General features: G+C 62.3%; 15 protein-coding genes, 2 tRNA genes and 1 pseudogene. 11 read left to right on the top strand and 7 right to left on the bottom strand.

Translation table 11 applies throughout. The features are described from left to right. Together Q1X90_RS06540 and Q1X90_RS06535 are read left to right on the top strand one after the other, a co-directional pair. Positions 1-820 (top strand): ABC transporter permease subunit (locus Q1X90_RS06540; RefSeq protein WP_300768274.1); only part of this gene is annotated, 820 nt, incomplete at its 5' end. A gap of 87 nt (positions 821-907) precedes the next feature. Continuing rightward, positions 908-2,485 (top strand): annotated as a pseudogene (locus tag Q1X90_RS06535) (AAA-associated domain-containing protein); the annotation flags it as partial. A 303-nt stretch (positions 2,486-2,788) separates the two neighbouring features. Here the strand turns inward: Q1X90_RS06535 and pgi are convergent. Then, entirely contained in the window at positions 2,789-4,486 is a 1,698-nt protein-coding gene (gene pgi / locus Q1X90_RS06530; protein WP_300768272.1) for a glucose-6-phosphate isomerase, read from the bottom strand. Between the two features lie 194 nt (positions 4,487-4,680). After that, on the bottom strand, positions 4,681-5,862 hold the full coding sequence (locus Q1X90_RS06525) for a mannose-1-phosphate guanylyltransferase (protein WP_300768282.1): 1,182 nt from the start codon (positions 5,860-5,862) through the stop codon (positions 4,681-4,683). A gap of 204 nt (positions 5,863-6,066) precedes the next feature. Here Q1X90_RS06525 and Q1X90_RS06520 point away from each other — a divergent pair. Both Q1X90_RS06520 and Q1X90_RS06515 read left to right on the top strand, forming a co-directional pair. Continuing rightward, positions 6,067-6,142: transfer RNA gene (locus tag Q1X90_RS06520), tRNA-Thr, on the top strand. Between the two features lie 120 nt (positions 6,143-6,262). Next, the gene (locus Q1X90_RS06515) at positions 6,263-6,955 is read left to right on the top strand and encodes a TetR/AcrR family transcriptional regulator (protein ID WP_300768269.1); all 693 of its coding nucleotides are present in this window, start codon (positions 6,263-6,265) and stop codon (positions 6,953-6,955) included. 154 nt (positions 6,956-7,109) lie between these two features. Here Q1X90_RS06515 and Q1X90_RS06510 read toward each other — a convergent pair. The 4 genes from Q1X90_RS06510 to Q1X90_RS06495 form a co-directional block, all read right to left on the bottom strand. Further along, positions 7,110-7,191 (bottom strand) — tRNA-Leu (locus tag Q1X90_RS06510). Between the two features lie 50 nt (positions 7,192-7,241). Continuing rightward, complete coding sequence (locus Q1X90_RS06505) at positions 7,242-7,958, bottom strand: non-canonical purine NTP pyrophosphatase (protein WP_300768280.1); 717 nt, start codon at positions 7,956-7,958, stop codon at positions 7,242-7,244. Positions 7,959-7,997: 39 nt separating this feature from the next. After that, complete coding sequence (rph, locus tag Q1X90_RS06500) at positions 7,998-8,762, bottom strand: ribonuclease PH (protein WP_300768266.1); 765 nt, start codon at positions 8,760-8,762, stop codon at positions 7,998-8,000. A gap of 72 nt (positions 8,763-8,834) precedes the next feature. Continuing rightward, complete coding sequence (locus Q1X90_RS06495; RefSeq protein ID WP_300768263.1) at positions 8,835-9,533, bottom strand: Pr6Pr family membrane protein; 699 nt, start codon at positions 9,531-9,533, stop codon at positions 8,835-8,837. A 183-nt stretch (positions 9,534-9,716) separates the two neighbouring features. Here Q1X90_RS06495 and Q1X90_RS06490 point away from each other — a divergent pair, with 183 nt between their 5' ends. Then, positions 9,717-11,039, top strand: coding sequence for a nicotinate phosphoribosyltransferase (locus Q1X90_RS06490; RefSeq protein ID WP_300768260.1), 1,323 nt, complete (start codon positions 9,717-9,719; stop codon positions 11,037-11,039). Between the two features lie 18 nt (positions 11,040-11,057). Here the strand turns inward: Q1X90_RS06490 and Q1X90_RS06485 are convergent, their stop codons facing one another. Beyond that, positions 11,058-11,348 (bottom strand): DUF3039 domain-containing protein, encoded by a 291-nt coding sequence (locus Q1X90_RS06485; RefSeq protein WP_300768278.1) that lies wholly within the window; start codon positions 11,346-11,348, stop codon positions 11,058-11,060. Positions 11,349-11,518: 170 nt separating this feature from the next. Here Q1X90_RS06485 and coaD point away from each other — a divergent pair, with 170 nt between their 5' ends. The 6 genes from coaD to ilvB all read left to right on the top strand — a co-directional run. Then, the gene (gene coaD / locus Q1X90_RS06480) at positions 11,519-12,028 is read left to right on the top strand and encodes a pantetheine-phosphate adenylyltransferase (RefSeq protein ID WP_300768257.1); all 510 of its coding nucleotides are present in this window, start codon (positions 11,519-11,521) and stop codon (positions 12,026-12,028) included. After that, the gene (locus Q1X90_RS06475) at positions 12,025-12,735 is read left to right on the top strand and encodes a cell division protein (RefSeq protein ID WP_300768254.1); all 711 of its coding nucleotides are present in this window, start codon (positions 12,025-12,027) and stop codon (positions 12,733-12,735) included. The genes coaD and Q1X90_RS06475 overlap by 4 nt, the downstream gene beginning before the upstream one ends. Before the next feature lie 22 nt (positions 12,736-12,757). After that, on the top strand, positions 12,758-13,423 hold the full coding sequence (locus tag Q1X90_RS06470) for a DUF177 domain-containing protein (protein WP_300768251.1): 666 nt from the start codon (positions 12,758-12,760) through the stop codon (positions 13,421-13,423). Positions 13,424-13,586: 163 nt separating this feature from the next. After that, the gene (gene rpmF, locus Q1X90_RS06465; RefSeq protein ID WP_300768248.1) at positions 13,587-13,781 is read left to right on the top strand and encodes a 50S ribosomal protein L32; all 195 of its coding nucleotides are present in this window, start codon (positions 13,587-13,589) and stop codon (positions 13,779-13,781) included. A 370-nt stretch (positions 13,782-14,151) separates the two neighbouring features. Beyond that, the gene (gene rnc, locus Q1X90_RS06460) at positions 14,152-14,919 is read left to right on the top strand and encodes a ribonuclease III (protein WP_300768276.1); all 768 of its coding nucleotides are present in this window, start codon (positions 14,152-14,154) and stop codon (positions 14,917-14,919) included. A gap of 261 nt (positions 14,920-15,180) precedes the next feature. Beyond that, a partial coding sequence (gene ilvB / locus Q1X90_RS06455) for a biosynthetic-type acetolactate synthase large subunit (RefSeq protein ID WP_300768245.1) occupies positions 15,181-16,624 on the top strand: 1,444 nt, incomplete at its 3' end.

The raw sequence follows: 16,624 nt of genomic DNA, 5'->3' as shown, positions 1-16,624 counted from the left end.
GGTCGGCGGGGCGCTGGACGTGGTGACGCGCCCATTGGGCCGTACCGGATCGCGCTGGCCGGCCCGAGGAGCCGCCCGCAGGGCGGGGGACGTCGTCTTCGCCGTCGCATGCTCAGGAATGGTGATCGCGGTCTCGGTGGGATTGGTGTCGATCATCGGCAACGGACCGGGATTGGCGGAGGTCGGAACTGCGCTTGCCGATGGAGGAATCACTTTCCTACGCGTGGCCGTTCTGACCTTGATCTGCTCCGTGATATGGGTTCCCATCGGCGCTGCGATCGGCATGAATCCTCGCCTTTCACGCAGGACGCAGCCTCTGATACAGGTTCTGTCAAGCTTTCCCGCGAACTTCGTGTTCCCCCTTGCGACGCTCGTTTTCGCGGCATGGGGAATCGACATCAACTGGGGAAGCATCATCCTCATGGCCTTGGGCGCCCAGTGGTACATCCTCTTCAATGTCATCGCCGGAGCTAACTCGATTCCCACGGACCTTCAGGAGATGACCAGAAACCTTGGCGTCACGGGATTCCTCCGCTGGCGGACGCTTATCCTTCCCGCTGTTTTTGGAGCCTGGTGCGAGGGCGGGATCACCGCCGCTGGAGGCGCATGGAACGCGTCGATCGTGTCGGAGGTCGTCTCGTATGGAGGCCACACACTGGTGGCGCGTGGCCTGGGCTCGTACATCACCCAAGCCACGGAACGTGGAGACACCGCACGGGTGGTGATTGGAGTCGCGGTTATGAGCGCCATCGTCGTCATAGTGAACAGGGTGTTCTGGGCTCCCCTCCAACGGCTCGCCGCCAGAAGGTTCTCGCTGTGACGTCAAGGATTCGGCGGACGGGAAATCGGCGTCCAGACACGCGGCGCACGTAATCGGACAACAAGATGGGAGGTCGCCATGACGACCATGCATGACCACGGAGCCGACGCAACCAGCAGGCGCGACTCCATACGAAGCATCAGGGCGGTGTCCCCAGATAAGGTTCTTCTCGAGGCCGACCACGTCACACAGAACTTCACCTCCGACAAGGGAACGGTTCTCACCGTGCTCGATGATGTCTCCTTCACCCTTTACGAGGGGGAGGTCGTCGCGATTCTCGGTCGCTCGGGCGCCGGAAAATCAACCCTTCTGCGGGTTCTGGCCGGGCTGGTGGAACCCACGAGCGGATCGGTCTCCTACCGATCGACCCGTCTGAATGGGCCGAATCCAGGCGTCTCTTTCGTCTTCCAGACATTCGCGCTTATGCCGTGGCTCACGGTGCAGGCCAACGTGGAGCTGGGCCTTCAGGCCCGGGGGGTCTCGCGTCGCGACCGCGCGAAGCTCGCTTTGGCTGCCATAGACTCCATCGGCCTGGATGGATTCGAGGGGGCCTATCCCAAGGAGCTGTCCGGAGGAATGAGGCAACGGGTGGGCATCGCCCGCGCATTGGTTCTTCACCCGGACGCACTGTTCATGGACGAGCCGTTCTCCGCGCTCGACGTCCTCACGGCCGAGAATCTGCGCCAGGAGGTTCTCAGGCTGTTCTCCAGCGCGGACTGCGACATCAAGTCCATGCTCATCGTGACCCACAACATCGAGGAGGCCGTGCAGATGGCCGATCGAATCGTTGTGCTCAGTTCGAATCCAGGCCGCGCGGCGGCGTCCATCACCGTGGATCTTCCCCGTCCGCGAGACAGGCATGATCCCCGGTTCGACGAAACCGTCAACCGACTGTATTCGATTCTCACCGGCGGGCCCGCCGAACCCCCGGAACATGCCAAGAACGGCGACGAGAAAAGCCCCGCGACCACTTCCGAGCAGCCCGATAAACCCCAGCCCGATGAGCAGCAGGGCGCGAAGAAGCCCGCCACGCAACAGCCCCCACAACGACGGGACCTCGGTCGTTCCCCAACGACCGTGAGTCAGACGGCCACAAGCGCGTCAGAATCCGGCACCACCGCGCCAGCGTCCGACGCCACCGCGTCAACAACGCAGAGGCGCGCCACGACCGCATCCACCGCAGCGCCTCTTCCGGATGCCACTCCCGCCGGTATCTCAGGCCTTTTGGACGTTCTGATGGACCACCCACAGGGCGTCTCCCTCGCCGATCTCGCGTCCGACCTGTCCTTCGAAGTGGATGACCTGTTCCCACTGGTCGATGCGGGTGCGCTCCTGGGTGTGATGGAGGTCCATGGAGGACGTCTGCGTGCCACGAATCTGGGAATGCGCTGGTGCGAGGCCGACATCCTCACAAGCAAACAGATGTTCGCCAGGATGGCCATCGACAAGGTCCCCCTGGTGCGCAGCATCGACACCGCACTACGAAAATCACGTTCGGGAAGGCTCCATGGGGAGCTGATCGTCGATCTCCTCAGAGCCCGATACGGTGACGCCGACGCCAGACGCCAGTTCGCCACCGCCGTGGGATGGGGACGATACGGCGAGCTTTTCGACTACGACGCGGATGACGACATCCTGACACTCGATGACGCCAATCTCGACGGACAGGTGGCCGATGGCGAGTGGTCCTTCGATGACGAAAACGCCGAAGACGCCGAAGGGGGAAACGACTCCGGGGATTATGGCGGCACGGCGCAGCGTGGGTGATGGCGGCGCGATAACGGCGCAATAAAAACTGCTCAATAACCAATAACGATGACGGGGTGTGCGGTCCATGAAGAATCGCACACCCCGTCATCGTTCACAACCGTTGTTCACAGACCCGTTTGATCACAGGCATCTTTCACAACAGAAGCAACAGCGTGGCCGCGCCTTCCGGGAAAACCGGTCGCGCGCGGCCAGAACGCGTCAGAACTCGCGCTTGGCGCGGTAGTAGCGGATAAGGCTCTGCGTGGAGGCATCCTGCTCGTCCAAGGCATCGTCATCCTGCGAAATGGCCGGCGTGATCTGCTTCGCAAGCTGCTTGCCCAGCTCAACACCCCACTGATCGTAGGAATCCAGACCCCAGACGGTTCCCTCAACGAAGGTGATGTGCTCGTACAGAGCGATCAGCTCGCCGACCGCGAAGGGGGTGAGCGCCTCTCCGAAGATGGACGTGGTGGGACGGTTTCCTGTGAACACGCGGGCCGGAACGATCTCCTCCGCGGTCCCCTCTGCGCGCACCTCATCGGCGGTCTTGCCGAAGGCCAGAGCCTTGGTCTGCGCGAGGAAGTTGCCGAGGAACAGCTCGTGCACGTCCTGATCGCCGTCCTTGGTGGGATTCGGCGTGTTGACGAAGGCGATGAAGTCGGCTGGAATCAGCTGAGTGCCCTGATGGATCAGCTGATAGAAGGCGTGCTGGCCGTTCGTGCCGGGCTCACCCCAGAAGATCTCGCCGGTCTCGGAGGTGACGGGGGTACCATCCCAGCGCACGGACTTGCCGTTGGACTCCATGGTCAGCTGCTGCAGGTAGGCGGGGAAGCGATGCAGGTACTGGTCATAAGGAAGGACAGCGTGCGACGCGGCCTTGAAGAAGTTGCGGTACCAGACGTTCATCATGCCCATGAGAACCACGACGTTCTTCTCGAACGGTGTGTTCGCGAAGTACTCGTCGATCTCGTGGAAGCCGTGGAGGAACTCCTCGAAGCGCGCAGGACCGAACACGACGGCCAGAGAGGTGCCGACGGCGGAGTCGACGGAGTAGCGTCCCCCGACCCAGTTCCAGAACCCAAAGGCGTTCGCCGGATCGATGCCGAATTCGGCGACCTTCTCAAGATTCGTGGAGACGGCGACGAAATGCTTGCGGATGGCGTCCGCGGACTGACCGTCCGAGCCATCGATGGCGCCGGCGGCCTTGAGCTCTCCGAGCAGCCAGGTGCGGGCCTCGCGCGCGTTGGTGAGCGTCTCAAGCGTGGTGAACGTCTTGGAAACGATGATGAACAGCGTGGTCTCGGGATCCAGTCCCTTGGTCTTCTCAGCCAGGTCGTTGGGATCGATGTTCGAGATGTAGCGCGCGGAGATGCCGGCATCCGCATACGGCTTCAACGCCTCGTACACCATGACGGGACCAAGGTCGGAGCCACCAATGCCGATGTTGACGACCGTGGTGATCTTCTTCCCGGTCACGCCCTTCCACTCACCGGAACGCACCTTGTCCGCGAACGCGTAGATGCGATCGAGTGTCTCACGCACATCCTTGACGGTGTCCTGACCGTCGACGATGTACTTGCCCTCGTCCTCGACGGGACGGCGAAGCGCCGTGTGCAGGACCGCGCGGTCCTCCGTGTTGTTGATATGGACGCCCGAGTACATGGCCTTGGTGCGCTCGCCAAGCTTGACGGCCTTGGCGAGATCGGCGAACAGCGGCAGGGTCTCCGGCTTGATCAGGTTCTTGGACAGATCGAAGTGCAGGTCACCGGCCTCGAAGGTCAGCTTGTCCACGCGCTCGGAATCCTCGGCGAACCACTTCTTGAGGCTGACGCCCTCCTTCTGGAGCTCGTCGAAATGCTTCTGCAGCGCCGCCCACTCAGGGGTGGTAGTGGCGTCGACAGGCGAATTGATGGCCATAGTCGATTGGTCCTTTCATCATCGAGGCGACGCGGGGCGGCGGATATGCGGCCACCACCGCATCATTGACTTCATGTCACAAGATACTCACAAAAGCAGACAGAAACGAACGACCCCACGACCACGACCACGACCGGCGCCACTTCAACGCACAGCGGAGGACCCTTGTAGGCCAGAGAGCACGCGGAAACGGCTCAGAGAACATCCTCATGACCCCGCGAGCGCAGCACCTCGACCAAGCGCCGGACATCCTGGCTACGCGCCCGCGGGGCCACCATCAGCGCGTCCTCCGTATCGGCGACGATCAGATCGTCGACCCCCAGCAAGGCCACCACTCGACTGGTTCCGGACACCACAACATCCTCGGCGCAGTCAAGCGTGACCACATTGCCCGAATCACCCAGAACCCTGATGTTGTCCTGCCGTGAGCCAGGAAGAAGCGTCGCCACCGACGAGAAGTCGCCCACGTCGTCCCATCCGAAGTCGCCCGACACCATCGCGACCCCTCCCCTGAGGCTCATCGGCTCCGCGACCGCATAGTCGAAGGCTATCTTCTCCACACCCGGCCACAGACGGGCCATCGTCTCCTCCATGTCGTCGGGAGAATCGACCGCGACATCGGCAATCCGCATGACCACGTCGTACATGCGCGGCATGGTCAGGCTGAGCCACGAGAGAAGCGCATCGGCCCTCATAACGAACATCCCGGCGTTCCACCGGTATTCTCCAGTCGACAGATACTTCTGCGCGGTTATCGCATCGGGCTTCTCGACGAAGCGCTCCACCATCCGGGCGGTCGGAGCCTCCACGCGGCAATCGGACAGCGGAGCACCCTGCCTGATGTATCCAAAGGCCGTGGACGGACGCGAGGCCGCGATGCCTATCGTCGTCACATAGCCCGACCGAGCGACGGCGATGGCCTCACGGACCGACCTCTCAAAGCCCTCAAGACCGTGGATCACATGATCGGCCGCAAAGGACGCGATGACACGGTCACCCCCGTACTTCTTCGCGATGATCGCGGCCCCCAAGGCGATGGCCGGCCCCGAATCACGCGCGACAGGCTCGGCGATCACATCGTCGCCTGACAGCTCAGGAAGCTGCTCAAGAATGGGATCGACATGGCGCGCTCCGGCCACCACAAGCACCTGCCCCGTTCCGAACAACGACGAGACCCTGTCATATGTCGATTGGATCAGCGTGCGCCCCTGACCAAGAAGGTCGAAAAGATACTTGGGCCGAGATCTCCTGCTCAAAGGCCATAGACGCGATCCGACGCCGCCCGCGGGAATGATCGCGTAACATCCTTCGAATCCGGGGGCGCAGTTGCACCGACCAGCCACGTCGCGACCGCCATCCACACCAATCCGCGCCATAACCGGGCCGCTCTTATCCATGATGGTCCACGCTCCCTATCAAGATGCCACCGAGTCAAGATGCCACCGAGTCAAGATGACACGGGGACCAGATCCGCGCCCACTCAAGGGCCACGACACCACCATAAGCCCGATGTGACAAAATCCACAGTCTCCGGTATGCTGTTCGTCTTGTGCGCGGGTAGCGAATGCTGCTCGGGCAACGCCACTTTAGCTCAGTTGGCAGAGCGGCTCACTCGTAATGAGCAGGTCGACAGTTCGATTCTGTCAAGTGGCTCCACCCCCGAATCTCGTGTCCATCCAACAGCATCTGGATTTGGACACGTAATGTCATGCTCGGATAAAACGTCTGACATCGGTTGGGTTCCGCTCGAAGCGCCCGTCACTGGAGGAAAACGTTATGGAGACACAGCCGCGCCTGTATGCCAAAGGTGTTCGCAAGCGTCAGGAGATCCTTGACAAATCACTGACAGTCATAGCAGAGAAGGGCTTTGGCGAGACGACGCTGCGCGACATAGCGGATGCCGTGAATCTTTCGCAGGCCGGCGTACTGCACTACTTCCCGTCGTCCGACGACCTGTATCTCCAGATAGTGAACGCCCGCGAGCATCGACGAGCCGTGGAATCGCTACGACAGGCCCAAGATTCGGGGTACATCCGAATCGAGAACAACATCCCGGTCGTTGGCCCGGAGGACTCCGATGACGCCCTTTATGCCATGGTCATGGGGTTCATCGTCAACATGCGAAACGCCGAACGCACCGAAGGCCTCATCGAGCTCTTCATACGGATGCAGGCGCTGGCCAGCTCGCCCTCCAACCCCGCGCATGAGTACTTCCTGCGTCGCACGGCGCTCCTGCACAAGGTCTTCGAACCCTTCATCGCCGAGGGAAACCGTCGCGGACTCCTCACCCCGCAGTGGGATCCGGCCATCGCCATCACCACCATCATCGCCATGGCCGACGGCCTCGAGCTTCAATGGGTCCGCGACCACAACGTCGACATCTGCGGGACCCTTGAGCATTTCTTCACGCTCGCCGTTCCCGGGCTTCAGGAGTGGAAGAGCAGCCACGGCATCGGCGCGTCTCGGTGAAATCCGCCTGACGGTATCTGGGCGCGGCTTGTCGTGAAAACCAGCGATTCGGATGATGCGCGGCGAGGCGACGAGAATGCCCCGACTCCACGATACGCCAAGCGGCAGTAGGTCTGGCCCACTGCCGCGAGCATCCCGGAAACCTCCGAAAACGTGCGCACAGGGGGAATCGAACCCCCACGGCCGAAGCCACAGGAACCTAAATCCTGCGCGTCTACCAATTCCGCCATGCGCGCGACAACCTCAACCTAACACATGCCCGGAAAAAACCGGGGGCACTCCTCCATCAGGCGCGTAGAAGAGCCTGCACGACAGGACACATGGCGACGAAAGCCTTGCCTCTGTGTGAGATCGAGTTCTTCCGGTCAGACGACATCTCCGCGCTCGTCAGCGCGGCGTGCCCCTCCTCGACCCTCTGCTCATCAGGAACGAAAAGCGGATCGTAGCCAAAACCGTTCGAGCCACGCGGATTAGTCAGAATATGCCCTGTCATGTCACCGACAGTGACGATTTGGCAGGGGACCGGAACGAATGACGTGTCCAGATCCGTCGGCGAGAGCACGGCATCATCCGCAGAGGGAACGCCACCCATGGAATCCGGCACCACAAGCGCCGCCGCGCAACGGAACCGCGCTCCCCGCGCGTTGGCGGGAATGTCCGCGAGCTGCGCCAGAAGCAAACGGTTGTTGGCCTCGTCGTCCCCATGGACTCCCGACCAGCGCGCCGACAATATTCCCGGTGCGTTGCCCAGAATGTCGACAATTAACCCCGAATCGTCCGCAATCGCCGGTGAACCCGTGCGGGATGCCACGTCCCGCGCCTTCATCAGCGCGTTCTCCTGAAAGGTGACGCCCGTCTCCACCGGATCGGGAAGCCCCAAGGACCCTGCGGAAACAAGCTCGATGCCATCGACGCCGCCCTCGCCGACGGGAAGATTATCACGAAGGATCCGCCGAATCTCCACCAGCTTGCCCTCGTTATGAGTGGCGACGACAATCCTCATAACCATCCCACCCCCTTGCTGACCCTTCCAGACCACGCATCAATCCTTCGCAAGCGCCGCCCGCTGGGCCTTCTGAAGCTCGTGGTTGCCCTTCTGCGCGAGATCAAGAAGAACGTCCAACTCCGCACGGCTGAACGGACGGTGTTCGGCCGTTCCCTGGATCTCGATGAACTCCCCCGACCCCGTCATGGCAACGTTCATGTCCGTCATCGCCCTGCTGTCCTCGACGTACGGCAGATCCAACATGGGCGAGCCGTCGATGACTCCGACCGAGACGGCGGACACGCAGTCCTTCAGAACCTTCGAGGCCGACCGTATGTGTCGGTTCTTCTCGGCCCACGCCAGCGCGTCGGCGAGCGCCACATAGGCTCCCGTGACGGAGGCCGTGCGCGTTCCCCCATCAGCCTGGAGAACATCGCAGTCCATCTGGATCTGATTCTCGCCCAACGCCTTCATGTCAACGACGCCGCGCAGGCATCGTCCAATCAGACGGCTGATCTCATGCGTGCGGCCACCGATCTTTCCACGCACCGATTCGCGATCCGTACGCTCCGACGTGGCCCGCGGAAGCATCGCGTATTCGGCCGTCACCCATCCCAGTCCGCTGTCGCGGCGCCACCGCGGCACCCCCGGAGTGAACGTGGCCGTGCACATCACACGTGTATTTCCGCATTCGATAAGAACCGACCCCTCAGGAGCGTCCGTGAAATGCCGTGTGATACGCGTCGGCCTCAGCTCGTCCGCGGCCCGTCCGTCGACCCTGACAACCGTCTTTCCCGCAATCATGTCCTTGATTTCAGCCATGCCCTCACGGTAACACCCTCGCTCCACCGCATGCGCGCGTCAACGCACCCGCGTCCATCACCGTTTTGAAGATCACCGTTTCTGAGATGATTTGGGCGACCGCCCTCCCGTTCCGAGGAGCGACCGGGCGGGAAGTATCCGATCGACGAGGAACACCATGAGTCCCGCGGCCGCGCAGGCCGCCGCAAGCTGCAGGCAATTGATCCCCCATTGGATCCACCCCAACGACCGGATGTCTATCGCGTCGTACGGATAGGCTCCACCTCCCGCAGCAGGTCCCGACGACGGCCACAGCGCCGCGCGGATAAGCACAAAAGCCAGATAGATGGGGCAGTATGACAGCCATGTCAGAAGATGCGTCCACCGCGACCTGCGATGATCGTCCACAAGGAGGAAATCGACCACCAGAACCGCCGGAATCACGAGTCTCACCATGGTTTCAACAGACACGCCGAGCACTGGGGACATCCCCCAGGAAGCGACGGCGGACGGAAACGAGGGAAGCGCAAGGGACACGCCCCCGACCACGACCATGTAGACCGTGACGCCGTTCTTCAGCCACGCCGGCGGCTGAATGCCATCAATCAACGTGGCCGCGCCGGCCCAAAGCATGACAAGCCCCGCAAGAAGCCCCATCTGAAAGGACGCATACACCCAACGGACGGGAACGCTCCACGCCCCAGCCGTCGCCACGAAGCACAGCACGGCGACCGACAGGCGCCACAACCCGACGATGATCCTCTTCGCTCCCCTGCTTCTTTTCGCTCCCATAAGATGACAGCTTAGGCGGAACCGAGACGGGTCACAGCGCAGACGGACGATGCGAAAAGCGCACCGACGCGGTTAGAGTTGGTTGCGGGAACGATGACGCCACGCCGCGACGATGATGGAACCCGTTACGGAACCATCCGGCGACGGGGCGTCAACCCACCTGCAGACGGAAGAGGGACCATCATGACCGACCACTCACCAGCACTGATGACGGATATGTATGAGTACACCATGCTTGACGCGGCGTTGCGCGACGGAACCGCGGATCGCGACTGCGTTTTCGAGGTCTTCACCCGACACCTCCCGGCAGGCCGACGATACGGGGTGGTCGCGGGAACAGGAAGAATCCTCGACGCGTTGAAGAGCTTCCGTCTTGACGACGAGGACTTACGTTTCCTCTCGGACCGCCATATCGTGAGCGGAGAGACAGTGAAATGGCTTGAGGACTTCCGCTTCTCCGGATCGATCCGCGGATACCGTGAGGGAGAGATGTTCTTCCCTGATTCGCCGATACTCCAGGTCGAGGGGAGCTTCGGAGAGTGCACACTTCTGGAGACGCTGATCCTCTCGATCCTCAACTACGACTCGGCGGTCGCATCTGCCGCATCGCGCATGGCATCGGCCGCCAAGGACAGACCCTGCATGGACATGGGGGGCCGCCGCACCAACGAATGGGCAGCGGTGGCCGCCGCAAGGGCCGCTGTCGTCGGCGGATTCCAGGGAACGGCCAATCTTCTCGCCGCGCAGCTGTACGGGCTTAAGGCCATCGGCACGGCCGCCCATTGCTTCACTCTTGTCCACGACAGCGAGGAGGACGCCTTCCGCTCGCAGATCAACGCCCTCGGCAAGGACACGACACTGCTGGTCGACACCTACAACATCGAGGAGGCCGTGAAAACGGCCGTAAAAGTCGCCGGACCGGAACTGGGCGGCGTGCGGATCGATTCGGGAGACCTCGCGGCTCTCGCGCAGCGCGTGCGCAACCAGCTTGACGCCCTCGGCGCGACCTCCACCACGATCACCGTGACGAACGACCTTGATGAATACGCTCTGGCGGCCCTTCAGACCGCTCCCGTGGATTCCTACGGCGTCGGTACCCAACTGGTCACAGGATCCGGCTCACCCACCTGCGCGATGGTCTACAAATTGACCGAGCGCCAGGGAGCCACGGGAACCATGCAGCCCGTGGCCAAGAAATCCAAGGACAAGGCCACCGTTCCGGGACGCAAGCTCGCCTACCGCTCCTACGAATACGACCTCGCGGACGGGGAACATGTGATCTCCGGATCCGAGGAACGGCTCGCCTCCTTCACTCCCCAACCGGACTGGCGCGACCTGCTCGTCACGTACATGGACCATGGGGTCGCGGACACGCGCCGCCAAGGACATGACGCCATCATTGAGGCGCATAACCACCGTGCCAAAGCCCTTGCGGAACTACCCATCACGGCGTTGTCGCTTATGCGCGGAGACCCTGCGATCCCTACCCAAGTGGAAGTGCTGTGAGCGAAGGCGCTGTCGCCGTCAGGCTTTTCCGCCCGTCATGCTCTCGTAGATCCGGCGGCAGTCGGGGCATACCGGATACCGGGAGGGATCGCGCTTAGGCACCCAGATCTTGCCGCACAAGGCCACTACCGGGCGCCCTGTCGCGCGCGACTCCATGATTCTGTCCTTGGAGACATAGTGCGCGAAGCGATCGGCATCGCCATCGTCGGTGCTTTGGGGTTTCTCCTTGACTTCGGGACGCTCAAGAACCGCAGTGCCCGTCGAGGCATCGCCATCCGCGCCTTCCTCGCCCGTCGAGGCATCGTCCATAATCCGCGCACCAATCCACGCATCAATGGCGACTGTGCCTTCCACGTCCATGATCGGCTCCTCCCTGACATCGTGGACACCGTACAACCGGTTCCGCTCCCGACCATAATAGCGGCCGCAGCGCATAGCCGGTTGATATTCCAACCCTGCGACGGGGTACTCTGTAAGCCATGACTATCGCCGTGTGCCCTGGATCCTATGATCCCGTCACATCAGGCCATCTGGACGTGATCAAGCGCTGCTCACAGCTGTTCGACGCCGTTCATGTGGTGGTGGCGGTCAACGCCGCGAAAACGCCGCTTTTCCCGGAGGATGTCCGCGTGCGGATCATTCGCGACGCCCTCCATGAGGACGGGTACGATTCGATTGTGGTCGCTTCGACCAGCGGTCTGATCACCGACTACTGCATGCGCGTGGGCGCGACCGTCATAGTCAAAGGCCTCCGTCAGAACGGGGATTACGAGGCGGAGCTCGGAATGGCTCTGGTGAATCGTAAACTGGCCAGTATCGAGACGATGTTCCTTCCCGCCGACCCCGTCCTTGAACATATATCCAGCTCCATCGTCAAAGATGTGGCGCGGCACGGCGGGGATGTCCGCGGAATGGTCCCGGACGGCGTCATCCCACTGCTTGGGCGGGCGCTGGAGGACGAAGAACAGGGAAAGAGAGACAGATCATGACCGACGATACGTCCACGAACCCCGGAACCCCCTCCCGACCCCACTCAGAAGATTCCCGTCAAAGCGCCACGCCCCTGTTCTCATCGGGAGATCTCCCGGACCTGCGTGAGGACGACGCTCTGGGGACGGGCGCGCGCGGCGGCACCGGCCAGAACCGCAGCCGCGAGGAGTTCACGACCGTGTACGACATCCTCGACGGACTCCAGGAGACTTTGGACAACGCCAAAGGGGCCATCTTCTCACCAGGCTACGTGCGTGTGGACCACGATGAGGTCGCCGAGCAGCTTCTCAAGCTCAAGGGCCTTCTGCCCGTACAGCTCGAACGCGCGTCGGCGCTTATGAGGGAATCCGAACGGCGGCTGGACAACGCGCAGAACCAGGCGAACTCCATCATCACGACCGCGCAGAACCAGGCCAGACAGATAGTCGCGGAGGCGCAGGAGCAGGCCGAGTTCCTCACCAGCCAGCAGAACGTCACGGACATGGCGCGTGAGAGGGCTCGCGAGATGATTGCCGCCGCACAGGCGAAATCAGATCATCTTGTCCACGGGGCCGACGAATACTGCACCACGGTGATGACCGAGTTACGCACACAGGCCGAGAAAATCGGCAACGACGTGGACGCCGGTCTGAGGGTCCTTCAGGAGCGGCAGCAATCGGCGGCCCAAAGGGTTCCCCACGCCGGAGACGATTTTTCTGAGGATTAGGACGCGAGGATTAGAACGCATTATGGCACGACGCACCACGACACCATGGACCATTCCCTTGTCGTCGCTGTCCACGACACCAGGGCATTCGCAGGATGTGGACGTCACCATGCCCGCGCCTACGGGAATAGGCGATGACGTGATCGGCGTCCGAGAGGGGGCCGACGTCGCCGTTCGAGGCAGAATCGACTCCGTGGTGGATGGGGTGCTTCTCACCGCGGATGTGACCGCCCCCGTGCACGCGTCCTGCTCACGATGCCTCACTCCGCTGGACCACGACTGGACGACATCCATCACGATGTTCTTCCCGTACGACAGCTCGGCCATCCGTGATGATGCCGGCGACGACGAGCTTGACATCATCGCCGGCGAAGAAGAGTCGGGGGACGTCTATCCACTGTGTGACGACGGCGCGACGATGAGCCTCGAGGCCCCGTTGCGCGACACGCTCGCCGAGATGCTGCCGCTCCAACCGCTATGCCGGGAGAACTGCAAAGGCCTGTGCCCAGAATGCGGACTCAACCTCAACGACAATCCCGGACACCACCACGATGTGACGGACATACGATTCGCCGAACTGCAGGGTCTTCGCGACAGACTCCTGAATCAGACGGAGGATCAGACGGAGGATCAGACGGAGAAGGGGACCATCAACGACGTGGACAAGGACGACGGCGCGAAGGATTAGCCTTCCCGGCCACGCCTCGGAACGTCTCCGCATTGCGGCGCTCCATCGTTCTTCCACCGACCGCATCGGCACGGTCATATCGGCGCGGATGGACTTTGTTCAGGGAGTGCGCTATCATTCAGAACGCTTAAGCACCAATCGTTTGAACGGAACAGAGGAAATCATGGCACTGCCAAAGTACAAGACCTCGCGCGCCAACACGCATTCGCGCCGCGCGAACTGGAAGGCCACGGCGGCCCAGACGGTCTCCTGCCCCAGCTGCGGAGCACCCCGCCTGTCCCACATGGCCTGCCCGAGCTGCGGATCCTTCCGCGGACGCGTCTACCGTGACGCCATCCAGCCCGGTCACACCAAGTAGTCGCATCCCCCGCGCCGGAAGCGCGCTGCGGGACGTGTGAGCGAAGGCCCTGCCATCGACGGGTGGCGGGGCCTTCGACGTATCCCGGCGACCTGTCCGCCGGCGCATCCGCATATGACGGACACTGGCACACCACACAGTGGCCCCCTCCAAGAAGACACTCCCAAGAAGACACTTCGCCCGTAGACACTTCTCATCGAGATCCCTCCTCCCCACCCCATTCCCGCTCAAGCCATAATCACAACATAATCAAGCCATAATCCCTCCGAGTGAAAGCTCTTCAATGACCCACACAGCTTCAATGACCCACACAGATGACGACGCATCAAGACGCGACACCACATCAGCGTCCGACGCCACATCGAGCACCATGAAATCCGCACAGGTTCCGGTGACGCACGAGGCGCACGAGATCCGCACCGCGGGCGACACCTCCAACCAACCCCAACGCCGGCTGTTGGACGCCTTGGGAACGACTCTGGATTCCGAGCTTCTGGTCCAGGCACTCACCCATCGCTCGTTCTCGCATGAGAATCCGGGAGCCCTGAACTATGAGCGCCTCGAGTTCCTTGGCGACGCCGTGCTCGAGCTGGTAGCCACCGAAACCCTGTACAAGGTCCATCCGGATATGACCGAGGGACAGCTCGCCAAAATGCGGGCACAGGCGGTCAGCGAACGCGCACTGTCGACGGTCGCCAGAGAGAAGCTTCACGTCGGCCCCTACATACTGCTTGGACACGGTGAGGCCGAACAGGGTGGTGCGAACAAAAGCTCAATCCTCTGCGACATCGTCGAATCCCTGATCGGCGCGACGTTCATCTCCCACGGAATCGAGGAGGCACGCAAGGTCATCCACCATCTGCTTGATGACACTCTGGCCGAGGTCGCGACGGAAGGGCCCGCGCTGGACTGGAAGACATCGCTGACGGTGAAAGCTCATGAGAGGGGATATGAGGATCCCCACTATCTCATGGCCGTCGACGGCCCCGAATACGCTCCGCGTTTCACCGCGCGGGCCGTGCTTGACGATGGCGACGAACCCCTCGGGATCGGTTATGGTCCATCCAAGCGCAAGGCCCAGCTCGCCGCTGCGGAACAGGCCTGGCACAAGCTCGACGAGCTTCCCCGACACCACTGACCGCCATGTCCCGATGGTTCCCTTCCACGGCATCGCCGGGATATGGTCATCGCGACCGGACAGGGATGGGATGTGTCATAGACTGAGGAGCAAATAACCGCGATCACGATGCGTGGAACGGCCGTTCGCCACAAGCGGCGCCCTCACGCATCCGCACAACCGCTCGGTCACGTCAGGCCTCGCACCACCGGCCGCAAACCACACGAATGCCGGCGATCGGCCCCATGACGACGTCGAGCACACACGAACGAGGGGAAACGAATGGTATTACCAACGCCTCTTCAGGCATTCAGCGGAGTGCCCAAGACATCCACCACGACCAACCAGCAGACCGTGACAGACGGGGAAAAGATGACCGGCGCGCAGGCGCTTATCCGCTCCCTGGAGGATCTGGGGGTGACCGACGTCTTCGGAATCCCCGGAGGCGCGATACTTCCCGTCTACCACGCAATCGACGATGACACCAAGTTCCGTTTCGTACTCACGCGGCACGAGCAGGCCGCGGGCCACGCGGCGGAGGGATATGCCATAGCCACCGGCAAAGTCGGAGTCTGCATAGTCACATCGGGGCCCGGAGCGACGAACACCGTCACCGCGATCGCCGACGCGAACATGGACTCCGTTCCGATGGTGGTCATCACCGGACAGGTCGGGGTGAACGCCATCGGCACCGACGCCTTCCAGGAGGCCGACATCGTTGGGATCACCTATCCCATCGCCAAGCACTCATTCCTCGTGACCCGGGCGCAGGACATTCCCCGCGTGCTCACCGAGGCCTATCACATAGCCCAATCCGGGCGACCCGGCCCCGTGGTCGTCGATTTGACGAAAACCGCGCAGAAGGAGGAGATGTACTACTCCTGGCCACAACGCATGATCCTTCCCGGGTACAATCCCACAGTCCGCGCCCACGGACGGGTGTTGTCCGACGCGGCGAGGCTGTTCTCGCACTCCTACCGTCCTGTGTTGTACGTCGGCGGAGGCGCGGTCCGCGCGGATGCCGGGGATAGGATCAAGCGCCTCGCCGATCTGACCGACGCCCCGATAGTCACCACGCTTCCGGCGCGTGGCGTGGTCCCCGACTCGGACCCGAAGGTTCTGGGAATGCTGGGGATGCACGGCACCATAGCTGCTACCGGCGCTGTCCAGCGCTGTGATCTTCTGGTGGCCATCGGAGCGCGCTTCGATGACCGCGTCACGGGCAAGCTGGAGGCCTTCGCCCCGACCGCGCATGTCATCCACATCGACATCGATCCCGCGGAGATCGGCAAGAACCGTCAGGTGGACGTACCCATCGTGGGCGACGTGGCGGCGGTCCTCGACGATCTCATCCCCGAGATCGAGCGCACTCAGGCCATCCAGGGACGACCCGACCTGCATCTGTGGTGGGAGCAGATCCACGAATGGCTCACCGACTACCCGCAGACCGTCGACAAGGCTCCGGACGGAACGCTCGCTCCCCAGTGGGTCGTTCGTAAGCTTTCCGACATGGCGGATCCCGACACCATCTGGGTGTCGGGCGTGGGGCAGCATCAGATGTGGGCATCGCAGTTCATCGATTTCGAGAACCCTCACTCGTGGATATCCTCATGCGGCCTTGGAACCATGGGATATGGCCTTCCCGCGGCCATCGGAGCGGCGGTCGGCTCAGCGCGGAAATTCGGCGGCAAACGTCCGGTCTGGCTGATCGACGGCGATGGAAGCT

Source organism: uncultured Bifidobacterium sp. (assembly GCF_949292005.1).
Classification (GTDB): Bacteria; Actinomycetota; Actinomycetes; order Actinomycetales; family Bifidobacteriaceae; genus Bifidobacterium.
The sequence above is the reverse complement of the archived record's forward strand: the minus strand, read 5'-3'. Positions and strand labels throughout refer to the sequence as shown.

Excerpts from the sequence above, each read along its gene's own strand:
- pgi (WP_300768272.1), bottom strand. The coding sequence starts at position 4,486 with ATGGCCATCAATTCGCCTGTCGACGCCACTACCACCCCTGAGTGGGCG.
- Q1X90_RS06525 (WP_300768282.1), bottom strand. The coding sequence starts at position 5,862 with ATGGCGCGGATTGGTGTGGATGGCGGTCGCGACGTGGCTGGTCGGTGC.
- Q1X90_RS06515 (WP_300768269.1), top strand. The coding sequence starts at position 6,263 with ATGGAGACACAGCCGCGCCTGTATGCCAAAGGTGTTCGCAAGCGTCAG.
- Q1X90_RS06505 (WP_300768280.1), bottom strand. The coding sequence starts at position 7,958 with ATGAGGATTGTCGTCGCCACTCATAACGAGGGCAAGCTGGTGGAGATT.
- rph (WP_300768266.1), bottom strand. The coding sequence starts at position 8,762 with ATGGCTGAAATCAAGGACATGATTGCGGGAAAGACGGTTGTCAGGGTC.
- Q1X90_RS06495 (WP_300768263.1), bottom strand. The coding sequence starts at position 9,533 with ATGGGAGCGAAAAGAAGCAGGGGAGCGAAGAGGATCATCGTCGGGTTG.
- Q1X90_RS06490 (WP_300768260.1), top strand. The coding sequence starts at position 9,717 with ATGACCGACCACTCACCAGCACTGATGACGGATATGTATGAGTACACC.
- Q1X90_RS06485 (WP_300768278.1), bottom strand. The coding sequence starts at position 11,348 with ATGGACGATGCCTCGACGGGCGAGGAAGGCGCGGATGGCGATGCCTCG.
- coaD (WP_300768257.1), top strand. The coding sequence starts at position 11,519 with ATGACTATCGCCGTGTGCCCTGGATCCTATGATCCCGTCACATCAGGC.
- Q1X90_RS06475 (WP_300768254.1), top strand. The coding sequence starts at position 12,025 with ATGACCGACGATACGTCCACGAACCCCGGAACCCCCTCCCGACCCCAC.
- Q1X90_RS06470 (WP_300768251.1), top strand. The coding sequence starts at position 12,758 with ATGGCACGACGCACCACGACACCATGGACCATTCCCTTGTCGTCGCTG.
- rpmF (WP_300768248.1), top strand. The coding sequence starts at position 13,587 with ATGGCACTGCCAAAGTACAAGACCTCGCGCGCCAACACGCATTCGCGC.
- rnc (WP_300768276.1), top strand. The coding sequence starts at position 14,152 with ATGAAATCCGCACAGGTTCCGGTGACGCACGAGGCGCACGAGATCCGC.